Source organism: Pseudonocardia oceanicola (genome assembly GCF_047200735.1).
Taxonomy (GTDB): domain Bacteria; phylum Actinomycetota; class Actinomycetes; order Mycobacteriales; family Pseudonocardiaceae; genus Pseudonocardia.
Genome location: NZ_JBJZON010000006.1, coordinates 181,744 through 207,805 on the forward strand (window position 1 = coordinate 181,744; position 26,062 = coordinate 207,805).

The 26,062-nt window shown below is 70.9% G+C and carries 28 protein-coding genes and 4 tRNA genes; 7 read left to right on the top strand and 25 right to left on the bottom strand.

Annotation, left to right across the window (positions count from 1 at the left end; genetic code table 11):
- Positions 1 to 21: 21 nt before the first annotated feature.
- Positions 22 to 2,163 (top strand): winged helix-turn-helix domain-containing protein, encoded by a 2,142-nt coding sequence (locus ACL02T_RS11925; protein WP_412830719.1) that lies wholly within the window; start codon positions 22 to 24, stop codon positions 2,161 to 2,163.
- Between the two features lie 132 nt (positions 2,164 to 2,295).
- On the opposite strand, the gene ACL02T_RS11930 is transcribed toward ACL02T_RS11925, so the two are convergent.
- The 8 genes from ACL02T_RS11930 to ACL02T_RS11965 form a co-directional block, all read right to left on the bottom strand.
- On the bottom strand, positions 2,296 to 4,020 hold the full coding sequence (locus ACL02T_RS11930) for a hypothetical protein (protein WP_412830720.1): 1,725 nt from the start codon (positions 4,018 to 4,020) through the stop codon (positions 2,296 to 2,298).
- 3 nt (positions 4,021 to 4,023) lie between these two features.
- The gene (locus ACL02T_RS11935) at positions 4,024 to 4,848 is read right to left on the bottom strand and encodes a hypothetical protein (RefSeq protein WP_412830721.1); all 825 of its coding nucleotides are present in this window, start codon (positions 4,846 to 4,848) and stop codon (positions 4,024 to 4,026) included.
- A 305-nt stretch (positions 4,849 to 5,153) separates the two neighbouring features.
- Positions 5,154 to 5,528, bottom strand: coding sequence for an HAD family hydrolase (locus ACL02T_RS11940; RefSeq protein ID WP_412830722.1), 375 nt, complete (start codon positions 5,526 to 5,528; stop codon positions 5,154 to 5,156).
- On the bottom strand, positions 5,435 to 5,842 hold the full coding sequence (locus ACL02T_RS11945) for a hypothetical protein (protein ID WP_412830823.1): 408 nt from the start codon (positions 5,840 to 5,842) through the stop codon (positions 5,435 to 5,437). Before ACL02T_RS11945 ends, ACL02T_RS11940 begins: the two co-directional genes overlap by 94 nt.
- Positions 5,843 to 6,080: 238 nt before the next feature.
- Positions 6,081 to 6,155 (bottom strand) — tRNA-Val (locus ACL02T_RS11950).
- A gap of 23 nt (positions 6,156 to 6,178) precedes the next feature.
- On the bottom strand, positions 6,179 to 6,730 hold the full coding sequence (locus ACL02T_RS11955; RefSeq protein ID WP_412830818.1) for a TIGR02611 family protein: 552 nt from the start codon (positions 6,728 to 6,730) through the stop codon (positions 6,179 to 6,181).
- Positions 6,640 to 7,524: an anti-sigma factor domain-containing protein gene (locus ACL02T_RS11960; RefSeq protein WP_412830723.1), complete on the bottom strand. Its 885-nt coding sequence runs from the start codon at positions 7,522 to 7,524 to the stop codon at positions 6,640 to 6,642. The genes ACL02T_RS11955 and ACL02T_RS11960 overlap by 91 nt, the downstream gene beginning before the upstream one ends.
- Complete coding sequence (locus ACL02T_RS11965) at positions 7,521 to 8,180, bottom strand: RNA polymerase sigma factor (RefSeq protein ID WP_412830724.1); 660 nt, start codon at positions 8,178 to 8,180, stop codon at positions 7,521 to 7,523. The genes ACL02T_RS11960 and ACL02T_RS11965 overlap by 4 nt, the downstream gene beginning before the upstream one ends.
- A gap of 260 nt (positions 8,181 to 8,440) precedes the next feature.
- Between ACL02T_RS11965 and ACL02T_RS11970 the strand changes: the two genes are divergently transcribed.
- The 4 genes from ACL02T_RS11970 to ACL02T_RS11985 all read left to right on the top strand — a co-directional run bounded on the left by ACL02T_RS11970 (position 8,441) and on the right by ACL02T_RS11985 (position 9,337).
- Entirely contained in the window at positions 8,441 to 8,881 is a 441-nt protein-coding gene (locus ACL02T_RS11970; protein ID WP_412830725.1) for an SsgA family sporulation/cell division regulator, read from the top strand.
- 166 nt (positions 8,882 to 9,047) lie between these two features.
- Positions 9,048 to 9,120 (top strand) — tRNA-Gly (locus ACL02T_RS11975).
- Positions 9,121 to 9,189: 69 nt separating this feature from the next.
- Positions 9,190 to 9,261 (top strand) — tRNA-Cys (locus ACL02T_RS11980).
- A 1-nt stretch (position 9,262) separates the two neighbouring features.
- A tRNA-Val gene (locus ACL02T_RS11985) sits at positions 9,263 to 9,337 on the top strand.
- 95 nt (positions 9,338 to 9,432) lie between these two features.
- Here ACL02T_RS11985 and ACL02T_RS11990 read toward each other — a convergent pair.
- The 9 genes from ACL02T_RS11990 to ACL02T_RS12030 form a co-directional block, all read right to left on the bottom strand.
- Positions 9,433 to 10,641, bottom strand: a complete 1,209-nt coding sequence (locus ACL02T_RS11990; protein WP_412830726.1) for a tyrosine-type recombinase/integrase — start codon at positions 10,639 to 10,641, stop codon at positions 9,433 to 9,435.
- Positions 10,641 to 10,904, bottom strand: a complete 264-nt coding sequence (locus ACL02T_RS11995; RefSeq protein ID WP_412830727.1) for a helix-turn-helix domain-containing protein — start codon at positions 10,902 to 10,904, stop codon at positions 10,641 to 10,643. Before ACL02T_RS11995 ends, ACL02T_RS11990 begins: the two co-directional genes overlap by 1 nt.
- Complete coding sequence (locus ACL02T_RS12000) at positions 10,885 to 12,549, bottom strand: replication initiator (protein WP_412830728.1); 1,665 nt, start codon at positions 12,547 to 12,549, stop codon at positions 10,885 to 10,887. The genes ACL02T_RS11995 and ACL02T_RS12000 overlap by 20 nt, the downstream gene beginning before the upstream one ends.
- Entirely contained in the window at positions 12,546 to 12,809 is a 264-nt protein-coding gene (locus ACL02T_RS12005; RefSeq protein ID WP_412830729.1) for a hypothetical protein, read from the bottom strand. The genes ACL02T_RS12000 and ACL02T_RS12005 overlap by 4 nt, the downstream gene beginning before the upstream one ends.
- Complete coding sequence (locus ACL02T_RS12010) at positions 12,809 to 13,630, bottom strand: FtsK/SpoIIIE domain-containing protein (RefSeq protein ID WP_412830730.1); 822 nt, start codon at positions 13,628 to 13,630, stop codon at positions 12,809 to 12,811. Before ACL02T_RS12010 ends, ACL02T_RS12005 begins: the two co-directional genes overlap by 1 nt.
- Positions 13,631 to 13,633: 3 nt before the next feature.
- Positions 13,634 to 14,341, bottom strand: a complete 708-nt coding sequence (locus tag ACL02T_RS12015; protein WP_412830731.1) for a hypothetical protein — start codon at positions 14,339 to 14,341, stop codon at positions 13,634 to 13,636.
- A 139-nt stretch (positions 14,342 to 14,480) separates the two neighbouring features.
- The gene (locus ACL02T_RS12020; protein WP_412830732.1) at positions 14,481 to 14,846 is read right to left on the bottom strand and encodes a WhiB family transcriptional regulator; all 366 of its coding nucleotides are present in this window, start codon (positions 14,844 to 14,846) and stop codon (positions 14,481 to 14,483) included.
- Positions 14,843 to 15,205 carry a hypothetical protein gene (locus ACL02T_RS12025; protein ID WP_412830733.1) on the bottom strand — a complete coding sequence of 121 codons (363 nt, stop codon included), beginning with the start codon at positions 15,203 to 15,205 and terminating at the stop codon, positions 14,843 to 14,845. The genes ACL02T_RS12020 and ACL02T_RS12025 overlap by 4 nt, the downstream gene beginning before the upstream one ends.
- Positions 15,202 to 15,681, bottom strand: a complete 480-nt coding sequence (locus ACL02T_RS12030; RefSeq protein ID WP_412830734.1) for a plasmid replication, integration and excision activator — start codon at positions 15,679 to 15,681, stop codon at positions 15,202 to 15,204. The genes ACL02T_RS12025 and ACL02T_RS12030 overlap by 4 nt, the downstream gene beginning before the upstream one ends.
- Positions 15,682 to 15,841: 160 nt before the next feature.
- On the opposite strand from ACL02T_RS12030, the gene ACL02T_RS12035 reads away from it, so the two are divergent.
- Positions 15,842 to 16,585, top strand: a complete 744-nt coding sequence (locus ACL02T_RS12035; RefSeq protein WP_412830735.1) for a helix-turn-helix domain-containing protein — start codon at positions 15,842 to 15,844, stop codon at positions 16,583 to 16,585.
- A 12-nt stretch (positions 16,586 to 16,597) separates the two neighbouring features.
- Positions 16,598 to 17,068 carry an NUDIX hydrolase gene (locus ACL02T_RS12040; protein WP_412830736.1) on the top strand — a complete coding sequence of 157 codons (471 nt, stop codon included), beginning with the start codon at positions 16,598 to 16,600 and terminating at the stop codon, positions 17,066 to 17,068.
- Here the strand turns inward: ACL02T_RS12040 and ACL02T_RS12045 are convergent.
- From ACL02T_RS12045 to ACL02T_RS12080, 8 genes are all read right to left on the bottom strand, one after another.
- Entirely contained in the window at positions 17,059 to 17,619 is a 561-nt protein-coding gene (locus ACL02T_RS12045) for an HDIG domain-containing metalloprotein (protein ID WP_412830737.1), read from the bottom strand. The two genes, ACL02T_RS12040 and ACL02T_RS12045, sit on opposite strands and share 10 nt — an antisense overlap.
- A complete protein-coding gene (locus ACL02T_RS12050) occupies positions 17,582 to 18,517 on the bottom strand; it encodes a class I SAM-dependent methyltransferase (RefSeq protein ID WP_412830738.1) in 936 nt (311 codons plus the stop codon). The genes ACL02T_RS12045 and ACL02T_RS12050 overlap by 38 nt, the downstream gene beginning before the upstream one ends.
- A 207-nt stretch (positions 18,518 to 18,724) precedes the next feature.
- Positions 18,725 to 19,195: a pyridoxamine 5'-phosphate oxidase family protein gene (locus ACL02T_RS12055; RefSeq protein ID WP_412830739.1), complete on the bottom strand. Its 471-nt coding sequence runs from the start codon at positions 19,193 to 19,195 to the stop codon at positions 18,725 to 18,727.
- A 317-nt stretch (positions 19,196 to 19,512) separates the two neighbouring features.
- A complete protein-coding gene (locus tag ACL02T_RS12060) occupies positions 19,513 to 20,031 on the bottom strand; it encodes an NUDIX hydrolase (RefSeq protein WP_412830740.1) in 519 nt (172 codons plus the stop codon).
- Positions 20,028 to 20,942 (bottom strand): bifunctional hydroxymethylpyrimidine kinase/phosphomethylpyrimidine kinase, encoded by a 915-nt coding sequence (gene thiD / locus ACL02T_RS12065; protein WP_412830741.1) that lies wholly within the window; start codon positions 20,940 to 20,942, stop codon positions 20,028 to 20,030. The genes ACL02T_RS12060 and thiD overlap by 4 nt, the downstream gene beginning before the upstream one ends.
- 433 nt (positions 20,943 to 21,375) lie before the next feature.
- On the bottom strand, positions 21,376 to 22,821 hold the full coding sequence (rox, locus tag ACL02T_RS12070) for a rifampin monooxygenase (RefSeq protein WP_412830742.1): 1,446 nt from the start codon (positions 22,819 to 22,821) through the stop codon (positions 21,376 to 21,378).
- Positions 22,822 to 23,252: 431 nt separating this feature from the next.
- Complete coding sequence (locus ACL02T_RS12075) at positions 23,253 to 24,410, bottom strand: cysteine--tRNA ligase (protein ID WP_412830743.1); 1,158 nt, start codon at positions 24,408 to 24,410, stop codon at positions 23,253 to 23,255.
- A 46-nt stretch (positions 24,411 to 24,456) separates the two neighbouring features.
- Positions 24,457 to 25,980 carry a GDSL-type esterase/lipase family protein gene (locus ACL02T_RS12080; RefSeq protein WP_412830744.1) on the bottom strand — a complete coding sequence of 508 codons (1,524 nt, stop codon included), beginning with the start codon at positions 25,978 to 25,980 and terminating at the stop codon, positions 24,457 to 24,459.
- Positions 25,981 to 26,062 lie beyond the last annotated feature (82 nt).

Sequence of the window (26,062 nt, forward strand, 5' to 3'; positions counted from 1 at the left end):
CCAGGACTCGTTCCCCGGACCGTGGTCCTGCGGAGCCTCAGTGCGTCGGCCGACATCCCGGTCGCCGCGCTCATCGCACCGGCCGGGTACGGGAAGACCACAGTGCTGGCCCAGTGGCGGAGGCGGGACACCCGCCGCTTCGCCTGGGTCTCGCTGGACGAGGGCATGGACGACCCGGCCGTCCTGCTGACCTACCTGGCCACCGCTCTCGGGCGTGCCGTTCCGCTGGATGCCGCCGTGATGCGGAATCTGGAGGTGCCCGATCTTCCGGCGCGTCGACGAGCCCTGGCGGGCCTGGCCGTCTCCATCGCCTCCTCACCGCACCCCTTCGTCCTGGCGATCGACGACTGCCACCACCTCACCGATCCGGAGAACCTCCGCAGCATCGAGACACTCGCGGCGAACCTTCCCCCTGGCTGTCAGCTCGCGCTCGCCGGTCGCACCGAGCCGGCACTACCTCTGGCTCGGCTACGGGCGGAGGGCAAGGTGTTCGACGTCGGCGTGACCGAGCTGCGCATGAACGCGCCGGACGCCGCTGACCTGCTCAGGGCCGCGGGTGTGGACCTGACACCACCGGAGGTGTCCGACCTCACCGCGCACACAGAGGGGTGGCCGGTCGGGATCTACCTGGCAGCGCTCGCCCGCAGGACGGGGGATCCCCGTGGGGAGGTCCCGGTCCCGATCAGGGGCGACGACCGGCTCATCGCCGACTACATGCGCTCACAGTTCCTGGCCGGGCTACCCGAAGAGCAGTACCGGTTCCTCGTCCGGACGGCGTTCCTCGACGAGTTGTCGGCGTCCCTGTGCGATGCGGTACTCGACCGTACCGGCTCGGCTTCCCTGCTCGACGACCTCGAGGCGGCGAACCTGCTGCTGGTCCCGCTGGACAGGGAACGCCGGTGGTACCGGTACCACCGCCTGTTTGCCGAGTTGCTGTGCCGCGAGCTCGATCGCCTCGACCCAGGCGCCCTCCCGGTGCTGGCCCGGCGGGCCTCGGATTACCACGCGCGAAGCGGAGATCCCGAGCAGGCCGTGCACTATGCGCAGCTGGCCGAGGACGCGCCGCGTGTGTCACGACTCGTCGCGCGCCTTGCGCTGCCCTGGTACGCGGCCGGGCGGGCCTCGACGCTGTGTCGCTGGCTGGACTGGTTGGCTCGACGGCGCCCGACCGATGCAGCCCTGGGTGTGCTCGGCGCCTGGGTGAGCATCCTCAGCGGCCGGCCCGTCGAGGCGGAGCGGTGGGCGGAGATCGCCGAGCGGGGATCTTTCGAGGGCCCGCTGCCCGACGGCAGCACGTCCGTCGCGGCGTGGCGCTGCACGTTGCGTGCGGCGATGGGCCGGGACCTGAGCACCATGCGGGAGTCCGCCCGGACCGCTCTGGACCTCCTCGCCCCGACCAGCCAGTGGCGGCCGACCGCCGAGACGCTGGTGGCGTGGGCGCTGCTCCTCGCCGGCGAGGAGGACGAGGCTGACCGGCACTTCGCCACCGCGGCCGAAGACGGCCCGGCGCTCGGCGCGATGGCCGCGACCGCGCTGGCGACGGCGGCACGGGCCCTCATCGCCGTGGGCCGGGACAATTGGCCGGACGCCGAGGTGCTGGCCGCGCGCTCATCGTCGATCGTGACGGAGGCCCGGTTGGAGGGCTACCCGAGTAGCGCGCTGACGCACGTGGCGTGCGCCCGCGTGGCGATGTGTCGCGGTGATGCCGGCAGTGCGCGCGCAGCGGCCGACTCCGCCGAGTCCCTGTCCGGTTCCCTGACGCGGTGCGTGCCGCACCTCGCCGTGATCGTCAGGCTGGAGCTGGCGCGCGTGCGACTCGGGCTCGGCGAGGTGGAGGCGGCCGAGCGAAGCCTGGCCGAGGCCCGCAACCTGCTCTGGGTCGCTCCGGGACTCGGTACCCTTCCGGGCCAGGCCGACCAGCTCGCGCTCGCGGTCAAGGAGGCCAGGAAGCGACCCACCGAGTCCGCCCGACTGACCCCGGCGGAGCTGCGGCTGATCCCGCTCCTGTCGACACAGCTGTCGTTCCGCGAGATCGCCGAACAGCTGTTCGTCTCCCCTCACACCGTGAAACACCAGGCCTTGTCCATCTACCGCAAGCTCGGGGTCACCTCACGGACGGCGGCCGTTCGACAGGCCAAGTCGGTCGGGCTGCTGGCCCCTTGACTCCGCCTCGACGTCCCGAACCAGCTGCTGTGCACACTCCGCAGGATGTCGCCGGTGCCCAACGCGTGCGGCCGTGTGCATTCACGACACCGCGCCGACCCTCGGGTTTCGAGGGCCGGTGCGGGCGTGTCGTCATCCGCCTCCACCGCTGGTCTGGGATGCGCAGTTCGTCGTCGGCTGCGGGACGGCGGGCTGCGCGCCCGGGATCATCGCGGAGCAGGCGCTCACCTGGTAGATGTAGATCGTGCCGTTGAGGCCCATGCTGTACCACCTGCCGCCGTAGCCGAGGTTGATGAGGCTGCCCCAGGCGGTGGCCGAGTTGTGCGCGGATTCGGCGACGGTCGCCCCGTTGGCACTGTTCACCCACAGGACGCTCTCCCGATACGTCGACCCGGCGAGGCCCTTCTTGAAGTTCGGCTCGAGGTTCTGGCTGACCAGGACCCGCTGATCAGCCGGCCCGACCATCGTGAAGTAGTCGGAGGTGATCCAGTCGTCGCGGCTCCAGACGTCGGTGAGATCGCCGGTGTTCTGATCGACCCGGTAGGCGTGGACGCCCCCGAGGAACCAGTCCTGGAAGTAGACCTGGCTGGTGACCGGATCCACCCCCGGCAACGCCGGGGTCTCACTCGTGGTCGCGCCTGCGGGCATCGTGTTCCCCCACGGGCACACGCGGTGGATGTCGGTGGGATCGGCCTGGCTGACCGTGCCCGCGCACTGCGGCGCGGTCTGTGAGGGGTTCGCATTGGTGTTCCAGACGATCCACTTGCCGAGCACGCCGGGGGCGGTCCCGCCCGTCTGGCCGTCCTGGATGACCGCCGGCTGCCAGGAGGGATCGGTACGCAGGGTCGACGACGCCGGGTCCCAGACCACCCGCAGCAGGGTCTTCGCCGCGTTCATGTACATGTAGATCGTTCCGTCGTACGCCGTCGTGATCGGTCGCGCCGTCACCGACTGGTCGAGTGTGAGCGTGGCCAGCGTGGTGAGCGTGACGGGGTCGACGGCGACCACGGTGGTGTTGGGTTGGGGCCCGTACTGCTGCTGGCAGGCCGACATCGCCTGATTGCCCTGCGTCGGGCAACCGTTCGGGCGGGTCTGGGTCTTCATCAAGATCGTGCCGCGCTCATCCGGAGCGAGGGTCAGCCCGTCCAGGTTCGCGCCTGTCGCCGGTTGCACGCTCGGATCGATCGGCACTGTCCCGCTCGCGAGGATGCGCCCGGTATCCGAATCCAACCTCCACAAGTTGGGGCCGGCGGCAGCGAGGATGGACCCGTCCTTGTAGATCGCCATACTCCCGGCGGCCATCCACTGGCCCGAGAGATTCACGTTCGTCAGCGTCGTCCGCCAGATCTCCCGACCCGTGCTCGGGTCGAACTTCGACACGTACTGCCCCGGTGAGGGCGGCCCGGCGGAGCCTCCCATCAGGTAGGCGTCGTTCGGGCCCTTGAAGGTGATGAAGAGGATCTGGCTGTAGGTGGTGTCGGACTTGTACTGGTACACCTGATTGCTTCCGTTGAAGTCCCCGGTCCAGGTGCCACACGGATAAGAACCCGTCTTGATGTTGTCCACGTGTTCGGCCGCGCCGATGGACGGCCAGTAGTTGACCATGTTGTTGGCGGGGTCCGCCGACAGCTTGCTCATGCACCCGACCTCGTTGACAAATGCGCTCTGGGCTCCGCTGAGTGGCCCGTTCGTGCTCGCCGAGGTCGAAGCCACCGCGACCCCCTCCAAGGTAGGGATCACCGCGGCGTTCGTACCGGACAGCATCGGGATGAGCGTGAGTGCCAGGACGAGGACGACGGCTGCGCCCACCTCCAGCACAGGTTTCCCGACACGCCAGATCTTGTGCCACACGCTCATCGTCTAGGCCCTTCCCTCGGAGCCGGCCAGGCCGGCATCCGTGCTGTAGCTGGCCGCCGCAACGTCTTTCTCGTGCTCGACGGGCGGCGGCACGGCTTCGCGCTCCGACGGGGTGGTCCCTGAAGGGGTTGCCCCTTGGCGGATCCGCCTCCGCTGGTCTCGTGTCAGGACGACGCTCGCGAGCAACACCCACACCACCAGCCCGATGAACCAGGCGTAACGGCCGAGCACGCCGCTCGCCGCGTCCAGCAGCCCGGAGTCGAAGAACGGCGCCGTGAAAGCGAGTGCACACAAGACGCCGACGAGAACGGCAAGCCATCCCAGCCACCGCCCCATCGCGCCGGTGTGCAGGATCACCGTGGCGACGCCGAAGAAGAAGATCGAGAACACGCCCCCACCGACGGCCACCGACAACGCCGAAACGACATAGAGAGCGGGAACCGCGTTCGCTTGCAGAGCACTGGCACTCAACGCCGTCGCCGACAGCACGACCAGCCCTCCGAGGATCAATGCCGACCCGACGGTCGCCCCGACCACGGCGACCATCGAGCCACGCGCAGACTCGCCTTCTCCCTCCCTGAGCCGAACCCACAAAGCCCCCAGGAACCACAGGAACAAGGCCAGCCCGAGGCTCGTGAACAGCACCGCCAGCCTCAGTTGCGAAAGGCCCAACGCGATGAACAGGGGCGCGGACTGAGCGTTGGCGACATTCGGTGCCGGACTCTGCACATTGGCGCTTACCCCCATCCCGATTCCCAGGGCAAGCAGCAACGACGCGAGGATGCCGATCGCGGCCCCCGCCTGCTCCCAATCACGGCGATCCTTCACGGCATGCTCCTCCCCGCACCGCGGTCACGAAGGCCGGACATTCCCGACGTCCTCCGTCGAGTGCACCAGCCGTACACGAAACCGGGTGCGACCGGGCGGGCGCATCGCTCGGATCGGACCATATGAGGCGAGCGGGAGGACGAAGGACGCTCGCGTACCTCGGAGCAAGATTCTTGCGAGCGCCTCGGAGACGGGGTCCTACTGCTCGACGCGTGGTTCGTCGCACACTGCTCCCGCGAGGCCATCTGGATCACGATGCCTAGCCCAGGGCTAGGTGTGCGCTCTCTTCTGATCTTGGAAGTCAGTCAGGAAGCGCGGACGAGTTCAGCCGTCGACGTGATCAAGGCGTCTGGCTCGAACGAGCCGAGTGCTCGGTCCTTGCCCGGTTTGTTCGCATAGGCAATAACTTCGACTCCGGCAGCCCGGCCCGCTTGGATGTCCGTGATCGAGTCTCCGACGAGTACTGCCCCTCCGACGGCTTCGCCGCGAGCTCGTCCAGGGCTCGGTGCACCAGGAACGGGTCCGGCTTCAGATCGTCGGCCGCGCCCGCGTACGGCCCACCGCCCCGTCGACGTTCCCCTCGAGGTCAGGCTGTTGCCGCCCTTCGCGCCAGCGACCACACCATCACGATCGTCAGCAACAACTCCGAGGCAGCGATCCGGGCCTCCATCGTGGGCCACGAGACGTACCGCAGCACGTCGAACGGGTCCTCGGAGTAGCTGGCCGAGTGGTCGCCCATGCGACGCCACTCGGCTGCCCCGAGCGCACGACGCACCGCATCGGCAGCGTGCTGGCTCCCCCGTACATAGAGCGTGAACATCGGGACCGCGGGAGCCACCCGCACCTCGGCACTCGACTCCGCCACCAGCCCGAGATCGCCCAGCTCCTGCACGGCTTCGACGATCGCCTCGGTGTGGCGCTGCATGATGCCGGTGCCACGACGGCGGAACACCGGGCTGTCGCCGAGCCCGTCTACGGTCGCGGGCAGTGTCACGGCATGGCGGGGTCCGGAACCAGGATGCGGATGCCAATCGACTCCGGGCGGACGCGGCCGGCGACCTCTACACGCGCCGGACGAACAACTCCGATCGCATCCTCCGGGCGCTCAACGACGGCCCGGACGACGATGCTTCGCGGAGCACGTGATGCCCTTCTGATGCCTTCCCGGCCCTGGGAACGGCGAAGGCCCTGGTCTCGGAACTCCTTGCGGAGCCTTGACCAGGGCCTTCGGCTGGTGGGCGATACTGGGATCGAACCAGTGACCTCTTCGGTGTGAACGAAGCGCTCTCCCCCTGAGCTAATCGCCCGCCGTCACGGGTGGAACCCTACATCACCCCAGGACCGGGCTCTGCAACCAGGTCCACCCCTGGAGCCCGGACCACCCGGCGACCAGCCAGAACGCGTTCAGCAGCCACAGCGTGGCGACCACGACCAGGCCGGTCGCGGTGAGGACGAGGAGCTTGACGAACAGGTTCTGCCGGCCGAGCCAGTCCGTCCAGGCGTCGTACTTCCCGCGGGAGTAGTGCAGCACGCGCCTCGCCCAGGCGAACTCCGAGGAGAGGATGGCGAGTCCCACGAACACGATCGCCCAGCCGGGGCCCGGGTAGGGGATCGCGACGATCCCGCCCGCGAGCACGACCGTGCCGAGCACCCCGATGGCGACGCGGTAGGTGCGGCGCGCCGTCGGGCGCTCGTCGATGCGCGCGCGGAACTCCCGCAGCCGGCCCTTGATGCCGTGGGACCGTCCGTCCTCGTGTTCGTCCTCGCTGCGCGAGGCCTGCTCGGTGCTGCTCAGATCTCTGCCCGCCCGCTCGCCACGACCTGGGTCGGCGTCGCCGGGGCGACCCGACCCGGTTCGATCGAGATCGCGAACTGCTCGTATCCGGTCCCGCCGGCGGACGACCCTACCGACTGCACGCCGGCGGCGTCCCCGCGGACGTCGAACGTCCCGAGCGGCGTCGGTGTTCCCTCGGCCCGGAGGCCCCAGAGGACGTACACCCGGTCGTCGCCGTTCGCGGGCAGGGCGACGGGCAGGACCATCCGCTCGGACCCGTGCGTCATGACGGCCGCGACCACCGGCCCGCCGTCCACGGGCTCGAGGAAGGCGTGCGTGGTGCCCGGCTCGGCCAGCTGCTGGATCCCCGTGACCACGCCCTGTGCACGCGCGGCCGCGACGTCGCGCTCCGCCTTCATCTCGGCGCTGTACACCCCGAGCCCGGTGATCGCGGCCACGGCGACCAGGCCGGCGGCCGCGGCGGCCACGATCCGGCCGCGGACGCTGCGGCGCCGGCCGTCGCGGCCGGGGCCCGCTCCCGCGCCGCCGGACGGGCTCCCACCCCGCGGACGGGAGGTCGCCCGCGGGCGCGGGGCGTCGGCGCCCTCGTCCGTACCGGCCGCCGCCGGTCTCGGCGGGTTCGCCGCGGCGCGGCGCGCCTGCGGTGTGCGCCCGGCGGCGTCCAGGATCCGGTCGCGCAGGTCCGGCGGCGGCTCGTCGGGCTCGACCGCCCCGCCCAGCGCGGCGAGCGTCTCCTCGGTCTCCCGGACGAGCGCACGGCACGACGGACAGGTGGGCAGGTGCCGCCGCACCTCGGCCTCGTCCTCCGGCTCGGCGGCCCTCAGCGCCCAGGCGACCACCTGCTCCTCCGAGGGGCAGCCCCGCGCGTCCGAACCGGTCATCGCGCACCCCCGTCCGTGGTCGGTCCGTCCTCGGCGAGCGGGCCCAGCGCCGAGCGCAGCCGGGCCAGCCCGGTGAACATCCGCGACTTGACCGTGCCGAGCGGGACGCCGGTCAGCGCCGCCACCTCCCGCTGGGTGTAGCCGCCGTAGTAGGCGAGCGCCAGGGCCTGCCGCTGCTCGGTCGGCAGCCCATCGAGGGCGTCGCGCACCTGCCCGGCGACGACGGCACCCAACGCGTCCTGGTCCGCGCCCGGAACGGCCGGCGTCGCCACCGCGTCGGTGTCCTCGACCGACACCGTGCGACGCCGGACGGTGGCCTCGCGCCGGACGGCGTCGACGGCCTTGTGGTGCACGAGTGTCAGCAGCCAGGTCGCGAAGGCACCGCGACCGGCGTCGAAGCGTGCGGGATCACGCCACAGCGTGAGGAACACCTCCTGGACGACGTCCTCGGCCAGCCCGTCGTCGGCACAGATGCGCCGCACCAGGGTCCACGCCGGACGGCCGTAGCGGTCGTAGAGCTCGGCGAGGGCACGGTCGTCACCCTCCGCCAGCCGCGCGACGAGGGCCGCGTCGACCCCGGCGCGTACCGCGCTCGCCGGGCGCACGCCCCGGGGACGCCCCGGTGACGGCCCCGCCCCGTCAGCGACATCCGCCACCAGTACGTCCCTCACAGCCTCGTGTTCGGCGCCGGCGCACGGCCGGTTCACCGACATCCTGCCTGAAGCGTGGATCACAGCCGTCCGGGCGATCACCCGTCCTCGCAGGTCGGACACACCCGACACGGGAACACCACTAACCCGTCCGTGTGAAAGCGGCCGGTCCGGCCCCCCGAGAACGTCCCCCGACCCGTCACATCTCGGCGATCCGCTCGTTCTTCCGCACGACGGACCACGCGGCACGAGGAAGAGGACCAAGGATGCGCGACGAGCCCACGATCATCCACGAACCGGCCACGTTCGAGCTCATCACCCCGGACTCGGCGCCGGTCCCCGTGCGGGTCGAGCTCTCGTACTCCAGCCGGGACCCGTACGCGGTCCAGGCGTCGTTCCGGACCGGCCAGGGCAGCCCGGTCGACTGGGTCTTCGCCCGCGACCTGCTGGCCGACGGCCTGCTCGGCCCGGCCGGGACCGGCGACGTCCGGGTGCAGCCGGTGGCGCACGAGCCCACCCGGATCGAGGTCGAGCTCGCCTCCCCGTCCGGTCACGCGGTGTTCACCACGTGTGCCGCGACGCTGGCCGCGTTCCTCGACCGCACCTTCGAGCTCGTGCCGCCGGCCACGGAGTACTCGTGGCTCGACTTCGACGCCGCCCTGGACCAGCTCCTCACCCCCAACTCCAGCGACGGCGCCCGCGACTGACCGGGGCGTGCCGTCGGGCCGCAGCACTCCCTGCGGCCCGTTGGCGCAGGTCAGAGGTCCGGCGCAGGGAAAGTGGGGGGCCGGTGTGGAGCCCCCCGGGACCCTGCGCTAATGTTCTTCACGTCGGAGCGAGCAGCCCCGGCGAGCACCGGGAAACCGAGTGCATGCGGACGTAGCGCAGCTGGTAGCGCATCACCTTGCCAAGGTGAGGGTCGCGGGTTCGAGTCCCGTCGTCCGCTCGGAGGAAACCACGTGTTCATGCCTGGGCCTCCAGGTCCGATCCCCGTGAAGCCATCCGGGGGACCTCGGGCGGAGTGGCCGAGTGGCTTAGGCAAGGGCCTGCAAAGCCCTGTACGCGGGTTCGATTCCCGCCTCCGCCTCGGGCGATTAGCTCAGTGGGAGAGCGCTTCCTTGACACGGAAGAGGTCACTGGTTCAATCCCAGTATCGCCCACCACCCGAGAAGTCCCCCTGACCAGCAGGTCAGGGGGACTTCGGCGTTTCAGGGGTCGGTGTGAGTAGGCCGCTCCCGGCGCCAGAGTCATCGAAAAGTCATCCGGTGGGTTCGTCGTCATCGGCGAGGGCTTCCAAAATGCGGCCGTGGTCGTCGGTCCGGCGGGTGTAGAGGTCGAGGGTCGTCGAGGACTTCTCGTGCCCCATCACCCGCTGCACCATGTTGACCGGGACCCCGTCGTCGACGAGCCACGTGGCGTAGGAGTGCCGCAGGTCGTGGAAGCGCAGGCCGCCCGCCGCCGAGCGCACGATGAGCGCGATGGCCTCCCGCTCGGAGCCGACCTCGGCCTCAGCGCTGCCACCCTCCCCGTCCGGCCACTCGGCCCGGTAGCGGTCGTCGGCGACCTGGGTGAGCTTGCCGAGCAGCCCGGCCCGGACGAGCGCGGGCCGCCAGACGCGGGAGCGGAACAGCGTTCGCCGGAGCGGCTTGCCGACCGAGTTGCCGAACACGAGCCCCCGCTCCCCCGGCTCGTACCAGGCCCGGTGCTCCGCAAGGATCGGTGCGAGCCAGGCCGGGATCGGCACCGTCCGCTGGCTCGCGGCACTCTTCGGGTACGGCTTGAAGGTCGTCCGGCCGCTCACCTCGACGACGGTCCGGATGATCGAGATGCGCCGCCGGTCGAGGTCCACCGCGTCCCAGCAGAGTCCCGCTGCCTCGCCCCAGCGCAGGCCCGCTCCCCCGGCCGTCGCGACGATCCCACGATACCGGCGGGGCAGCTCCGGGAGCAGACTCTCGCGCAGCTGCTCGCGCGTGATGATCTGGTCCGCGGTGTCCCGACGCCGGTTGCGCGGGAGCCGGACGCCGTCGCAGGGGTTCGCGGCCAGCACCCGGTTCCGCACGGCGGCCCGCATCACGGCCGAGGTGATCCGGTGGCACTGGGCGACCGTGGCGGGCGCCTTGGCCGCGCCGAGGGTTGAGACCCACTCCTGCACGGCCGAGTGGTCGATCTTGCCGATCTGCCAGTCGCCCCACTGTGGGAGGACGTGGTTCCGCATGATCGACGCGTCACGCGCCTTCGTCGTCGCCTCGTCGTTGCGGCTCGCGAGCCAGCGCTCCGCGTGCTGCCGGAACGTCGTCCGACCGGCGTGCGGGTCGACGTAGGTCCCGCGGCTCAGCGTCGAGTCGAGGTCGGCGAGGAAGCGGGCGGCCTCCTTCTTGGTCTTGAACGTCTTGGCCCGCAGCCGGCCCGAGGGCTCGCGCCAGTTCGCGCGGTAGGTACCGGCCGGGGTCTTGGAGATGTTGGACATCAGGCGCCCTTCGGGAGGTCGTTGAGCCAGGCCGTGAACCGGGCCTGAGGGACGACCCAACGGCGACCGAGCCGCTTTGCCGGAATCTCCCCCGTGCGCACCAGCTCATAGGCGAGCCCGACGCTGATGCCGAGCCGTGCCGCCGCCTGCGGGACGGTCAGGATGGCCCGGACGGGCAGGTCGTTGAGCGAGACTGGGTCGTCGGGCTCCTGACCGATCATGAGCCGCAGCGCGGGTTCGTCCTCACGCAGCCGTCGTGTCATCGGCCCTCCCCTCGGTTGCCGGAAGTTCTGCCCGTGCTCGCTCGTACTGCTCGCGCCATCGGCGTCGTTCGGAGATGGAGCGCATGAGCAGCTCGACGCGGTCGGGTTGGTCGGGGTCGGTGGGCCGGATCGGCGTCCACACGTACCGGTCGCCGGGCTCGTCTTCGGTGGCCTGCCGCGGGGTGATCCCGACGGCGCCGAGGGCGCGGAGGACGTGGTCGCGACGGTCGGTGCGGTGCTCGGTGAGGTTCTTGCCGGACCACTTGCGGGAGACCAGGCAGCGGCGGCCGGCGTAGCCGAGGTGTTCGGGCTTGTGGGCCTTGCCCTTGCACCGTCCGGGGATTAGCCCGGCTTTGGCTCCCTCGGGCTGCACGCCGTAGAGCAGCCAGTTCGCGCAGCGTTCGGAGCAGGGCTCATACCGGAGGGCCTGGACGAAGCGCTCGACGTGCACGGCCTGACGGTCGGTCTCGGCGGTGTGGCATTCGTCGATGGACTTGGTCAGGTACTTCACGAGGTAGCCCAGGCACTCGCCGGCCTTCTCGCTGCCGCCGAGCACGCCTTGAACATCGACCTGCGTCCCGAGCCGCACGACGTGGGCGGGCGGGAGCCGGGGGTCGTCGTCGATGTCGTCGAGGGCCTGGTCGAAGGTCCGCAGCGGTTCACCGGTGGTGGGGTCGACGTAGCAGGGCTCGGGGCGGGTCTCGTCCCAGATCGGCAGTGCGTCGGCGGAGTAGACGGGCTGGTCGTGCTGGGGCCACCACACCTGGTGGTAGGTCGCGGCGGCGACCTGCCGGAGCAGTGCCCGCGGGATGGTGCCGCGGATCGCGGCGTGCAGGTGCGGTGCCCCGCGGCGCTGGGGCTCGACGGTGGCGAAGTACTGCACGTTCCAGCCGCACGCCCGCCGCAGGTTCTGCCAGAACCGGTCGATCAGCAGCCCGAAGTGGATCGCGTCGCGGGCGGCGCGGCGGTAGTCGTAGCGGTTCGGGTCGACCGGCGTCCCGTCGTCGTGCACGCGGCCGTAGGAGGGCATCGTGAGCGTCAGGAACGTCGAGGGCTGGAAGGTGCGCCCGTCCTTGCCCTCGAAGGTCCGGCCGGTGGTGCGGGCCGAGACCCGCCGCCGCGGGAGATCTGGGACGTCCTGACGTCGGCGGGTGGAGCGCACACGTCGGCGGGGCTTCTCGTCGTCCGGGTGACGGCGCGGGAGGCTGCCGCGGATGCCTTCGCCTCGGAGCAGGGTCTCGCAGTCGTCGATGGCGCGGTCCAGCTCGGTGACCTGGTGTCGGTCGTCGGCATCGAGGGCGGCGGCGCGGGCGGCCTCGAGGTCGGCGCGGTAGCCGATCAGCGCCATCTGTTCCTGCGTGGGCTCGGCGGTCTCGATCCGCGGCTCCTCGGTGAGGTGCCAACCCTCCCGTGCCTGCCAGACCCGCAGCTTCCGCGCCCGGTCCGCACAGGAGGGGCACTTGGAGGCGCGGGTCGTCCCGCACGGGATCGGTACGACGGTGGTGGCGCCGGTGGTGGTGTCGGTGCGGCGCACGGCGAGGGGCCGTACGCAGGCGCCGACCTCGGTGGCCATGGTCTCGGCGAGCTGGCGGGCGAGCGGGGCGACGAGCTTGCCCACCGGCGCCGGGGTCTCGATCTCGGTCACGCTGCCTCCCGATTCCAGGTCTTCGGTGCCGCTACCGATGGGGCCTCGGCGCGGATGGCGGCGAGGCGGCGACGGATGCGCAGCTCCCGCCGGACGAGCGCGACGACGATCCACAGCGCGCCAGCGCCGAGCAGGACCAGGCCCACGGTGTTGAACCAGAACTCGACGGTCGGGAAGACCGCGGCGACCCCGGCGGCGAGCGTGACCACGGTGACCACGACGTGGATCAGCGTCGCCTCGGTGGAGCGGTGCAGCCCCATCAGTGCTCACCCCCGCGCAGCTCCGCCGCGTAGGAGGCGATCGCGGTGATGGTGGGGTCGTCGAGGTAGGCGCAGCGGATCCGGCGTGGGAGACCGCCCTCGGCGAGCAGCCATCCGACGCCGCGGTCGGCCGGGTCGATGAGCGAGGCGTCGGCGCCGCGGGCGGCCCAGCCGTGGCCGAGGACGATGTCGGAGCTGGTCTCCGTGGTGCACCGGAACGCCAGCCGGTACCCGAACAGGTCGCGCAGGCTGGTGGGGATGATGTCGTGCGAGGGCCGCTGCGTGGCCGCGACGGTGATGATCCCGGCGGCGCGGCCACGGGCGACGACGTCACGCAGCAGCATCGCGAAGGCGTCGCGTTGCTTGCGGTCGCCGGTAGTGGCCGAGTAGTAGGCGACCTCGTCGACGACCAGGACGATCAGCGGCTCCCCGCCCGGGGCGATCTTCCGCGCACCGGCGGCGTCGAGGTCGTCGTAGCGACGGTCCATCTCGACCTGCAGGGCGGCGAGCGTGTCGAGGGCCTCGGCGATGTCCGCGCCGACGAACCGGTCCGCACACGAGCGCCACAGGCCGAGCTCGACGCGCTTGCCGTCCATCAGCCACAGCCGACAGTCCAGCGAGAGGGCGGCGTGGGCAACGATGTTGTTCAGCCCGCCGGACTTGCCCGAGCCGGGCTCCCCGGCCAGCAGGATGTTCCGGTAGGCGAGCCCGATCCGCACCGGGGTGGTGTTCTCGTCGATGCCCAGCGCGACCGGATCGAACATCGACAGCCTGCCCGGAGTCGGCGCAGGGCGTGGGGTGAAGCGGGACAGGACGCTCATGGTTCAGGCCCCTTCCAGGACGGGCACCGGCGCAGGGACCACATGCGGGATCGGCGAGACCACGGCCGGGCCGGTGGACAGCGGGTCGCGGCGCACGACATCGACGACCACCAGCGCCGTCATCGAGCGGCGCGCCTCCGCCCGGGCAGCCCTTCCCCAGCAGCCCGACGCGATGTAGTCGAGGTTGCGCTCGACGTCGCCCAGCTCGATCCCCGCCCGCAGAACCAGCCACACCCGCTCACCCACGGCAGTGGGGCGCGCCCACACAATGACCGGCAGGTTCCCGGTGTAGTTCATGACCCGGCGCTCGACGAACACCGCCCGCAGCCGGTGCCGCGACATCACCGCCCACCCGCGACGGACCACGAACCGACGCGAGCGCGGCACCACGAACAGGACCCCGACGACCAGAGCGACCACGAGCCCGGAGAGCACCAGCCCGCCGACGGTGGCCGGCCCAGTGTCCGGCGTTTCGGGTGGGCCGGTGATCAGCTCCCCGAACGTCGCGGTGACCGGCCAGTCGTCGACCAGGCCGGCGAGCCAGAGCCAGACGATCAGCACGACGGCGGCGGTGGTGATCTCGGCGCGCAGCCGCAGCACGAGCCCGGCGATCCGGGCCGGGAGGGAGCGCTGGGGACGGGTGAAGACCTCGAACGGCTCGGCCCGGTTGTTCCGGGTGTCGCTCGGGCGAACGATCATGCGACGGGACATCAGAGGCACCTCCTCGCCGGGACGAGACCGGCGGTCAGTCGGGCACAGCAGTGGTGGCGGTGGGTGGCGGTGCGCCGGGCGATCTGCCGGTCACACAGACCGCAGCGCTCCGGGGCCCGGCGGGGGCGGGTGCGGCGCATCAGGCCTCCCGCATCCGCAGGTGCAGCCGCTGCCGCTCGACCGGGGACAGCCCACCGACGACGCCGTAGCGGCGCGAGGGCCGCTCCCAGGCCATGACGTCGGCCAGACAGGCCGTGCGGACCGGACAGCCCCGGCAAACCCGCTTGGCCGCCTGCACCCGCAGGTTCGCGTCCGGGCCGGAGTCAACGAAGAACGCCTCCGAGCCGAGATCCCGGCACGCGGCGGCCTGATGCCAGACGGGAACGCCGGCGCCGCCGAACAACAGCGCCCGCAGCGTCGAGCGGGTACCGCCGGGGCCGAGGCGCTCCAGCCCGGCGGTGCCGACGACCTGCCGCACGCGGGCCAGGACACGATCGGTACTCATGCCGACCACCTGGCTGTGTCCGCCTCAGCCGCGGTGGCGCCGTTGGCGCGGGCGGCCCAGTAGGCGGCGGTGTCGTTCCAGAAGATCGCGTCCCCGCGGGCCTTGGCCGACGCCTCGATCACCGCCAGCCGGTAGGCCGACAGGACATCCGAGGAGGCGTGCCGCGACAGCACCTCCCACCAACGCCGCTCACGGCTATACAGCTCGGCGATGGTGCGAGCGCGGGCCGCGGACTGGGCGTCGGTGGCGTAGGGCATCCGGAACGCCGCGGTCTTGGCCCGCCAGAGCCGGTCGAGGGCGCGGTCGACGAGGACGGGAACGGGGATCACGGTCAGCGCGGTCGAGGACGGAGCGTTCATGCCGCGTTCTCCTGGCTCGGCGCCGGACGCTCGTTGGTCTTCGGCGCCCGGATGCCCGAGGCCCGCACCGAGTACGCGACCTTGGCCCGGCACCGGTGCCGGCGCCCCGGCTCAGCCGGTGTGCACGCCTTATCGTCCATGTACGGGACGACGACCAGCCCCTCCAGGTAGACCGGCCGGAACGGGGTGCCGGGCATGACCGGCGGCAGTTCCGGCTGGCGCTCGGCGACGACCTTGACCTTCAGCCGGTGCAGCCAGGCCGGGGCGTTCTCCAGGTCCCCGGATTGCACCGTGACCGTCCACAGCGGGAGCCCGGTGTCCTTGTCCCGTGCCTGCACGAACTCGTCCGGACCGCGCCCGGACGCATCGAAGTCCTTGATCGGCTCGACACCCGACACGAGCCACGCCCCAAAGGGCATCAGCTGCTCCATCGAGCTGGGGAACTTGTTGTAGGTGGCGTACGTGTTGCCCTGCATCACAGGTGACTCCGTGAGGTCCGCGGACCCGGCCGACCCGGTGTCCGTCGGCTACTCACTCTCCGCAGATCAGGCGGACGGCTTCACCACACAGCTGGACAACTCAGGACGTCTAAGGGACGATTAAGTCGTCCCTGAAGTCGTCCCCTCGGGAGTGGCAGTGGCGAACGAACGGCTCCGCGACGCACTGCTCAGCGCCGGCCTCAGCACCGCCGACGCGGCCGAGAAGATCGGCGTCGACCCCAAGACGGTCGAGCGGTGGATGACACAGGATCGCACGCCGTACCCCAAGCACCGCAACGCCTTAGCCGCCGTGCTCGCGCAGCCGGAGTCGTACCTGTGGCCCGCTGCGCTGCCGCCCGAGCGTCAGGCCAGCATCGCCGCGTCCGAGATCGTCGGGGCCTACCCGCACCGCAACGCCGTCCCGCTCGACCTGTGGGACCACCTGCTCGCCGAGGCCCGCGACCGCATAGACGTCCTCGTGCACGCCGGCCAGTTCCTCGTCGAGCGCCCCAACTTCATCCGCACCCTGTCGGAGAAGGCCGCCGCCGGCGTCACCATCCGGATCAACTTCGGCGACCCCGCCAGCCGCGCGGTGACCATGCGCAGCGAGGAAGAACAGCTCGGCAAGGGCGTCCTCGCCGCCCGCATCCGCTACGGCCTCGCCGCCTACAAGCCCCTGCTCGGCACCCCCGGCATCGAGTTCCGCTTCCACAAGACCACGCTCTACAACTCGATCTTCCGCTTCGACGAGCAGATGATCGTGAACGCCCACGTCTACGGCGTCCCCGGAGCCCACGCCCCCGCCCTGCACCTGCGCAAACTCGGCGCCGGCGACCTGTTCGACACCTACGCCACCAGCTTCGTCGACGTCTGGAAGCTGTCGAAGCCCGCCACATGGTGAACCATTGAGTCCGTGACCCGGACCGACTACCTCGACGACCCCGACGCACCCAAGCCCAACAGCATCGTCATCGCCCTGTCCGCGCTCGTCCGCGACGACGCCGGGCGGCTGCTCATGATCCGCCGCACCGACAACGACAAGCATGCTATCCCCGGCGGCCGCCACGAGCTCGGCGAGACCATGACCGAAGCAGTGATCCGCGAGACCATCGAGGAAACCGGCATCACCGTCGAGGTCACCGGCCTGATCGGCATCTACTCCAACCCCCACCACGTCATGGCCTACGACGACGGCGAGGTCCGCCAGGAGTTCTCCATCTGCTTCCGCGCCCGCCCCGTGGCCGGCGAGCCGCGCACGAGCGACGAGTCCTCCGAGGTCCGGTGGGTCGACCCCGCCCAGCTCGACGAGCTGGACATCCACCCCTCCATCCGGCTCCGCATCGACCACGGACTCCAGGAACGGGCAGAGCCCTTCTACACCTGACCGGCCAGCCCCACCGAGGCGATCCACGCCTCCGCCCGCTCGACCGCACCCACCCGCTCAGCCATGCCCCGGTCCAGGGCCTGCGTGACGTAGTGGTCCGGGCCGTACCGAGCCCGCACCTCGTCCATCCGTTCCTCGAAGGACATGCACTGCCCGTCCGGGCCGGTGGTCATGTCGCACCACCACAACAGATCCCGCGTCAGCGTCCGCTCATCGGAGAACTCCGCCAGCTGATCCGCCACCCCAAACAGCTCCGCCTCCGCAGCCGCCGACGAGTGCATCGCGACCAGGCCGACCAGCCGCTCCGGGACGTCCGTGTTCACGAGGTACCGAGCCCCATCGAGCGGATGAAACCCGGTCCTCGCCAGCTCCGGGGCATAGCCGACATCGTGAAGCCACGCAGCAGCGTGCAGCAGCTCCCCATCCTCACCGAGCGCCTCCGAGAGCTGCTCAGCGCGACGAGCCACCGCCTGCACATGCGACCACCGACGCGGCAACGCCTCCGCCAAGCGATCACGGGCTGTCGACTCGGCCCACCGAACAATACGCACAGGTCAAGAGTAGTAACTCGGCAGCCCACGCCATCGCCGGACTATCCAACGACGTCAGCACCGATTCGAAATGCAGATAGAGCACCAGAGCTACAGGTTCTTCGAAGGCGCGTGGCAGCACAACGTGTGTGCAGGACGTGACGCGAAGCCGGCCATCGAAATCGTTGTCGGTGAGATCGCGCAACACCATCAGAAGCGCGCCCAGTCGCTCCGACCCGAGCGCGATGTGATCACTGAGGGTTGCGATCATGCCAAGCCACTCATCGGTTGAGAACTCCCGAATACTGCGTAGAACGTGAGATCGAGTGCCAGAAGATGAGGTGCTGGTAGAGACCGGGTCGTCCGCATCGAGATACGAGGGAGGACGCCCGTCTGTTGTCACCTCAGGGGCATACGAGGAGTAGACGGCATCGAACGATGCCAGCGCATGATCATCCAACAGTCGGAAATTTATGAAGCGGGCGAGTGTTCCACCAGACCTGAGGATGTGGGCAGCCTTGTCGGCGCCCTCCTCAGGCTCGATCCAATGCCAGGCGGCCCCACAGGTGATGAGGTCGAAGCGCCGACCAGCGTCATCCCAGCGCTCAAACGTGCCGATTTCAACCGGAACTCCACGGGATCGGGCAACGTCCGCCATGCGAGCGTCCGGCTCCAAGCCTAGCCCTAGCCTAGCTAGAACGTTCATTCCGCGATCAATGAGGGGGAGTGCGACACGACCAGTCCCGCAACCGATATCGAGAACGTGAACAGGGCCGAGCGCCTCGAACTTGTCGAACAGCTCACTGGGATAGTGGGGACGAAACTTGTCGTACTCAAGCGCCGAAGTTCCAAACCTTCCACCCGAGATCGATCGAGATGCGGGATATCGGTAGCCATAGTGCCAAGTTACAGCCGACAAGCTTGACTCACTCGCAATTTCAGATTCGACGGACGACGCCAGCCCCGCTACGGGTCGGGCCGAGCCGAAGGCGGGCCGCGCTGGTCGCGCTGCCGGATCTACCTCTTATGGATCAAGGCGCCGCCTCCGGCGGCGCGGGCCGGCCACGCCGGCCCCGCTCGGCTCGCTCGCTCCTGCCTCCGGCCCGCGCGCGGCCGGCGGCACCAGCTACCCGGCCCTGTCTTCCGGGTCGGGCTCTTGCTCATCAGCGACTCGGTAGCTCAGGTCAGCAGCCGTCATGCGCTCCGGGCGCACCTGCAACCACACCGTGCCCCTGGCCCCCGGCTCACCAGCGAGGTAGTCCCGGAACCGCGAGTCCCAGCGCATCTCGTCAGCGCCGAGGTACCGGACGAGCTTCCGACGCCCCCGCGCCACGTCGAAGGGCATGAGCACCCCGCGGCCCCTTGCGATCACCTGCCGCACCAACCCGGACGACACATCACAGACGTCGATCGTCAGCGCGACACGAGGATCAGCCTCGACGTGGCCAGGCAGACGCGACCATGGGCCGGTCAGGATCCAGAACGCGCCGTCCTCCCACAAGAACCAGGTGGGGCGCACCGTCGGACCAGACGTCGCAACACGGGCCGTCAGCGGCGCCTGCAGGAACTCATCAACATCGAAGTCCACGAAGCGCATAGTCGCCCCTCGACTCGGGTTCAGGTCAATCGCGGGCTCCGCCCACACCCGACACCGCTCGGAGACCAGGGAACGTGCTGCCCTCCTCACGGCGCGCCGAGACGGCTGCCGGACCGAGGGGTGGGCCACAAGGCGGGACAGCGTGCCTTGCAGCCCACCCCTCGCCCCGGCAGGGTGGAACCCGCGCCGCGAGGAGACCAGCACGAGGGCGCCCGTGACGTGGAAGAACCCACGCCGATGTGGATCACCACTCTTCCTCGATCCATCCGTCCGTGCCGAGCAGGACGAGAAGGGCCCCGAGGGGGCTGCTCTCCTGCCTACGACCAGATTTCGAACGGCTCGTCGATCGGCGTACCGGCAAGCACTTCAGGCAACAAGCTGGGCAGGCTGCCGGGATAGAACCGGCTCGTGCTGCTCACAATCTCCGAGGGAAGCCACCAGCGAGCACCGATGCAGTCGGTCTTCTCGTCGTCGTCCCCGCCGCGCGAGGTCACGTCCGGCTCGTGCTGGGTCAGTTGCACGGTGGCAATTCGTTCATGTTGGAGACGTCGCGCACCTCGATAGCGGTAGGTCGCGGTCCGCCGCCAACATGGCTTTCGGAGCTGGGACCCAGAAATGCGTAGGTCGGTCTCCTCTCGCAACTCACGAACCGCAGCGTCAGCCCAGCTCTCGCCGAACTCGATGCCACCGCCGGGGACCTGCCAGACCACCTCCCCAGTCGCCTCAGTAGCGTCGCGCGTCGCCAGCAGGAGGATCCGTGACCCGGCGTCGAGGACGATGAGCCGCACAACATCTCGTTCCACAATCGGTAGTCCGTCATCGGGAAGCTCACTCATGCCGTCCGTCCCGCGTCCGGTCCCGTCATGCCAGCCGTGACGTCGTAGTTCCGGACACCCGGACGAGTCCCCCACCAGCTCGACGTCGCCCACAGCGGCGACACCGGGCCGTTTCCCTTCCCGAGCGGATACGAGTGGCGGACAGCGTCGATGATGAACCGCTTGCCCACCTGCACGGCGTCGAGGATGCTGAGGCCATGCGCGAGCCCGGCGGTGATGACCGCGCCGAACGTCTCGCCGCTGCCGTGGGTGTGGTGCGTGTCGAACCGCGGGCCCGGCAATTCGACGAACTCCGCGCCGTCATACAGGAGATCCACGCACTGGTCGGTGTCCTCGTGCAGATGCCCGCCCTTGACCAGCACATGAGCCGGACCGAGCGCGTGCAAGCGGCGGGCGGCCTCGTACTGAGCGGTGCGGTCGCGCACGTCGACGCCAACCAGTAGTCGCACCTCGTCGAGGTTCGGGGTGACCAGAGTGGCACGGGGGAACAGCTTCCTCCGTACCACGTCGAGCGCATCGTCGGTCAGGAGCGACGCCCCAGTCGAGGCCGCCGCGACCGGATCGACGACGAACGGAATGTCACCGCTTGAGCCGATAGCGGCCTGGTCACAGGCGTCGCACACCGCGTCGATGATCGCGACCGTCGCGAGCATCCCGGTCTTCGCGGCGTCGAGGCCGATATCGTCGACGACCGCCTGAATCTGCGCGGCGACAGCTCGCGCAGGGATGAGGTGGACATCGGACACACCGACCGAGTTCTGGACGGTCACTGCGGTCACGGCGACGCACCCGTGAACTCCGCACGCAGCCCATGTGCGCAGATCCGCAGCCACGCCGGCGCCCCCGCCGGAGTCGGTGCCCGCGATCGTCAACACCCGCGGCGGGGTAACGCCCACAGTCCGCTCCACCATTCGCCTCCCTACGCCGGAATTACCCGGACAGGTTCCTGCGGTCGGCGGCCGATAACCGCCCTCTCAGCCCGCTCCGGCGAGCTCCCGCGTTCATCCGAGCACGTTAGTCGACTCCGGCCGGGGACGGCACCAACCCATGGAACCCTCCCATAGAGGAGCGGGGAGCAGAGTAGGAAGACGCCCGACACCGGAGCCAGCGTCTGCCATCTGTGAGCGGTCAGTACGTCAACCGGAAGTCATCAACGGAGGCACGCGCCACCGGCACTGGACGTGATAAGCCCCAATGCGCCGGGCCGCTGACCTGTACCGACGCGACCAAAGCCTATCCAGTCGCCCACTGAATCAGCATTGACACGGAAGAGGTCACTGGTTCAATCCCAGTATCGCCCACCACCCGAGACGGCCCCCTGGAAACAGGGGGCCGTCGGCGTTCTCAGGACCCGGGACGGTTCCCGGAATCTCGGGGCGCGCCGAACCACCGGGCCAGCCGGTCGTGCAGCTCCTCCTGGTCCTCCCCCACCCAGGCCACGTGGCCGTCCGGTCGCACCAGGACGGCCGGGGCGTCCGGTTCGTCGCCGACGTCGACGACGTGGTCCACCCGGTCCGCCCACCCGGCGACCGACAGCAGGCCGGTCCGGTCGAGCAGCAGGCCGCGGCCGTCGCGCATCAGTTCGTAGAGGCGGCCCTTCTCGAGCGACAGGTCCCGCAGGCGGCGCCCGACCAGGTCGGGCCCCTCGCCGAGGTCGTACCGGATGCCGATCGCCGTGATCTTCTCGATCAGGTGGCGGTTCACCTCCTCGAACTCCATCAGCTCCGCCACCAGCCGCCGCACGGCCCGGGGCCCGGGAGCGGTCGACATCAGCTCCATCTGCGCGCGGGTGTTGTCCAGCACGTCCGCGGCCACCGGGTGCCGCTCCGCCCCGTAGCTGTCCAGCAAGCCCTCCGGTGCCCACCCCGCGACTGCGGCGGCGAGCTTCCAGCCGAGGTTGAACGCGTCCTGGATGCCGAGGTTGAGGCCCTGCCCGCCCGTGGGCGGGTGGACGTGCGCCGCGTCGCCGGCCAGGAACGCGCGGCCCTCCCGGTAGCGCTCGGCCTGCCGGGTGGCGTTGCCGAAGCGGGACAGCCAGCGCGGCGAGTGCACGCCGAAGTCGGTGCCCGCGAACGCCTGCAGTTGCCGGCGGAAGTCCTCGAGGGTCGGCCGGACGGCGCGGTCCCCGGTCATCCCGTCCGCGGGCACGACGACGCGGTACCGCCCGTCCCCGACCGGGCCGAGGCCGAACCGCTTCTCGGTCTCCCGGACCTTCGCCACCACCGTGGCCACCGTCTCCGGCGGCGCGGTCACCTCCATCTCGCCCAGCAGCGTCTCGACGGTCGAGGGCTCGCCCGGGAAGCCTATGCCGAGCAGCCGGCGCACGGTGCTGCGGCCGCCGTCGCAGCCGACGAGATGGCGGGCGCGCAGAGTGGTGCCGTCGGCGAGCCCGACGGTCACCCCGTCGGCGTCCTGCTCCAGATCGACGACCTCGGTGCCGCGACAGATCTCGGCGCCGACCTCGGCGGCGTGCTCCCCCAGCAACCGGTCGGTGACCGTCTGCGGGATCCCGAGGACGTAGCCGTGCGCGGAGTCCAGCCGCGGCCACGGCGTCGGGATGCCGGCGAAGAACCCGCCGACCTCGATCTTCTTCCCCTGCGCCAGGAACCGCTCCAGCAGCCCGCGCTGATCCATCACCTCGATGCTGCGCACGTGCAGCCCGAGCGCGCGGACGAACTGCGGCGGCTCCTCCTCCTTCTCCAGCACGAGCACGTGCGCGTCGTGCAGGCGCAGCTCCGCCGCCAGCATCATGCCGGTCGGCCCGCCACCCACGATGATCACGTCGAACATGGACCCCCCGAGGTCGTCGCCCGCCCGCCTCCGGCGTTTCCGCAGGTCGCGGCGTCGGACGGCGATTCTGCGGCACTCCCCGGGTCTTGCCGCAAGCCCCCCGGTGCGCTATACCTTGGTGACGGCGGGAGACGATCCGGCCGTTCGGGAAGGCCCCCGCAGACCGGGGGCCTCCGTCGTTCTCAGGCGTGGGTGTCGTACGGCGCCGTCAGCACCTCCATCCCGTGCCGGCGGGGTCGAGGAGTAGACGCCGCGGCCGCCGTGGTTGTGGTTGATGCCGGGCTGCGTCCTGCGCGGGTCGGCGAAGTGGTCGAGACCGGCGGCGCGGATCCGGCCGACGATCGCGTCGAAGTCCTCCTCGGGCACCAGGAACGCCAGGTGCTGGAGCGGGATGTCGCTTGGTCGCTAGCTACTTCGACCTGAAGAAGTAGCTACTGCAGGGCCAGTGTGCGCAGGACCTGCCGGGCCGCATCGCCGCCGGCGTCGACCGCGATCCGCAACGCCCGCGGGACGTCGAGATCGGCGAGCAGCGCCGCACGGACCTCCCCGACGGCCCCGGGCGAGCCGCCCCGGCGACCCGCCGCGACGTAGAGCCGCTCCAGGAGCGCGGCCGCGTCGTCGAGCGCCTCCGGGCGGTAGTCCCACGGCTGCGCCCACGCGCGGTCGAGCAGCATGAGCCGCACCGCCGGCCCCGGTGCCTCGCGCAGGAGGTCGTGGACCAGCACCAGGTTGCCGGCCGACTTGGCCATCTTGGCGCCGTCGATCCCGACCGTTCCGGCCCGCAGCTCCCGGCGGGCGAAGGGGGCGCTCCCGGTGGCGGCGGCGGCCATCGCGACCTGGTAGGCGTGGTGCGGGAAGGCGAGATCCGCCCCGCCGGCCAGGACGTCGACGACCCCGCCGAGGGTGGCCAGCGCCATCGCCGCACACTCGGCGTGCCAGCCCGGCCGGCCGGGACCCCACGGGCTCGGCCACGCCGGGTCACCGTCGCCGGACGGTCGCCACACGGCGACGTCGAAGGGGTCGTCGCGGTGCGGGTCCCGGGGGTCGTCGCCGTTCTCGGCCAGCAGCGCCAGCGACTCCTCGCGGTCCCGGCCGGCGACGACGGCGGCGCCGCGGAAGTAGACGAAGCCGTCGCGCTCGTAGGCCGCGTCGGCCGCGAGCAGCGCGATCGCCAGCCGGACCACGTGCGCGACGTGGTGGCGCGCGTGCGGCGAGTGCGTCGGCGGGCGCACGTGCAGGGCGGCCATGTCCCGCTCGACGTAGTACTCCTGGGTCAGGCCGAACTCGTCGAACGCCCGGCCGCGCTCGGCGGCGACGCGGGTGAGGACGTCGTCGACGTCCGTGACGTTGCGGGTCACCACGGTCTCGACCCCGCTCATCCGCATCACCCGCGCCGCGGTGTCGGCCCAGACGAAGGCCGCCGCGTGCCCGAGGTGCGTGACGTCGTACGGGGTGATGCCGCAGACGTAGAGCCGCGCCGGGACGGTCAGCGGCAGCGGTGTCCCGCCGAGGCGCAGCACCTCGCGGGGGTCGGTGACGGCGCCGGGGCGCGCGTGGTCCTCCGGGGACAGGTCGATCGGCAAGGCCATACCACCATCGTTCCAGGTCCGGGCGCCCGCTCCCCCGGTGGTGGGTTCAGCCGTCGAACGGGCCGACGGCGCGGGCCACGGTCGCGGCGAGCCGCAGCGACCCGACGGCCGTCGGGTGGAAGGCGAACGGGTCGGCCAGACCCTGCAGGTCCGGCCCGAGCCCGTCGGCCCCGGCGCTGCACAGCAGGGTCAGGGCGGGCTCCGCCACGGCGAACCCGTACTTCTCGGCGCCCGCCCGCAGCACGGCGTTGAGCTCGTCGTTGCGGCCGGTGAGCAGGTCGATCTTGTCCTGGGTGAGGCCGACCGCGTGGACCGGGCCGCGGGCGTCGGGGCAGGCCGGATCGGTGTCCCCGGGAAAGGCGTCGTAGGAGGTCATGACGATCACCTGCGGGGCCCCCGGCAGCGTGGCGAGGTCCTGCAGCAGCGCGGCGTAGTCGCGGTCGAACGCGGCCATCCGGTAGTCGAACTCGCCCCGGGTGAGGTTGTCGTCGCAGGTCCCGACGCCGTAGCAGTAGGTGATCAGATCCGACCAGCCCACGTCGTTGGGCCCGATCGCGACCACCACGAACTCCAGGTCCTGCATCTGCTTGAGCAGCGCGAGCTGCGCCGGGACCTGGACGTCGCCGCGTTGCTGGGGCCCGCGCAGGCCCTCCGCCACGGTCGCGCTCGGGCACGCCAGGTTGCGGACCCGGCCGGGGACCATGGTGCTCAGCTCGGCGGCGAGGGAGTCCGCGCTCCGCTCGCACGCGACGTCGTCGCCCTCCGGCTCCGCCACCGGTGGGCCGCCGACCCGGGCGGCGCGGGAGTCGCCGATCACTGCCCCCGCATAGCCGAAGACGGGTGGACCGACCGGCGCCGGCGTGACGCGCGCACCGCCGACCAGGTCGGAGAGCGAACCGACCTGGGCCAGGCCGCGCATGGTGCCGCTGTAGGCGAGCGCTCCGCACGCACCCCAGGCCACGAGCGACACCGTGACGGCGAGCAGCGCCATCCGGCCGATCATGCCGGAGCAGCGGTGCCAGACGTCGGCCACGGTGACGTGCTCGCGCGTCTTCGCCTGCCGCAGGATGCCGAGCACCCGCGCACACCCGACCAGCGCGGCGGCGGCGAGGGCCGTACCCACCACCCCGAGCGTGGCGAGCAGGTACCAGTTCACGAACCCGGTCCGCAGCTGGTCGACCGCCCGGGCGGTCGCCTCGGCGGTCGTGTCGGGGTCGAACACCTTCGCGGCGTCCTCGTTGCGCTGCACCGGGCCCATCTCGAGCTGTGGCCGCAGCGGCCCGACGACCTGCAGCCGCGGGATGTCGAGCTCGGTGTTGCCGATCTGGACGAGCCGGGCAGGGCCCTCCAGCGAGAGGTCGGGCGTGCGCGCGCCGACGGAGATGTGCTGGCCGAGGATCGTCAGCTCCTGATCCGGGGTCAGCGCGATGGTCAGCGGGATGCCCGCGAGCAGGCACAGCCCGATCATCAGCAGCGTCGGCCAGGAGCGGGACTCGCGAACCAGCGCGCGGAGCCGGCCGCCGCGCGGGCCCGGCCGACGCGTGCGCGTCCGGGCGGTGGTGACCACCACTCGCGGGCTCCCCTCGGTCCGACGTCCGTGTACCGATCCAGATCTTGCGTGCCCGGATCCGTGGGTGCCCATCCTGCGAACA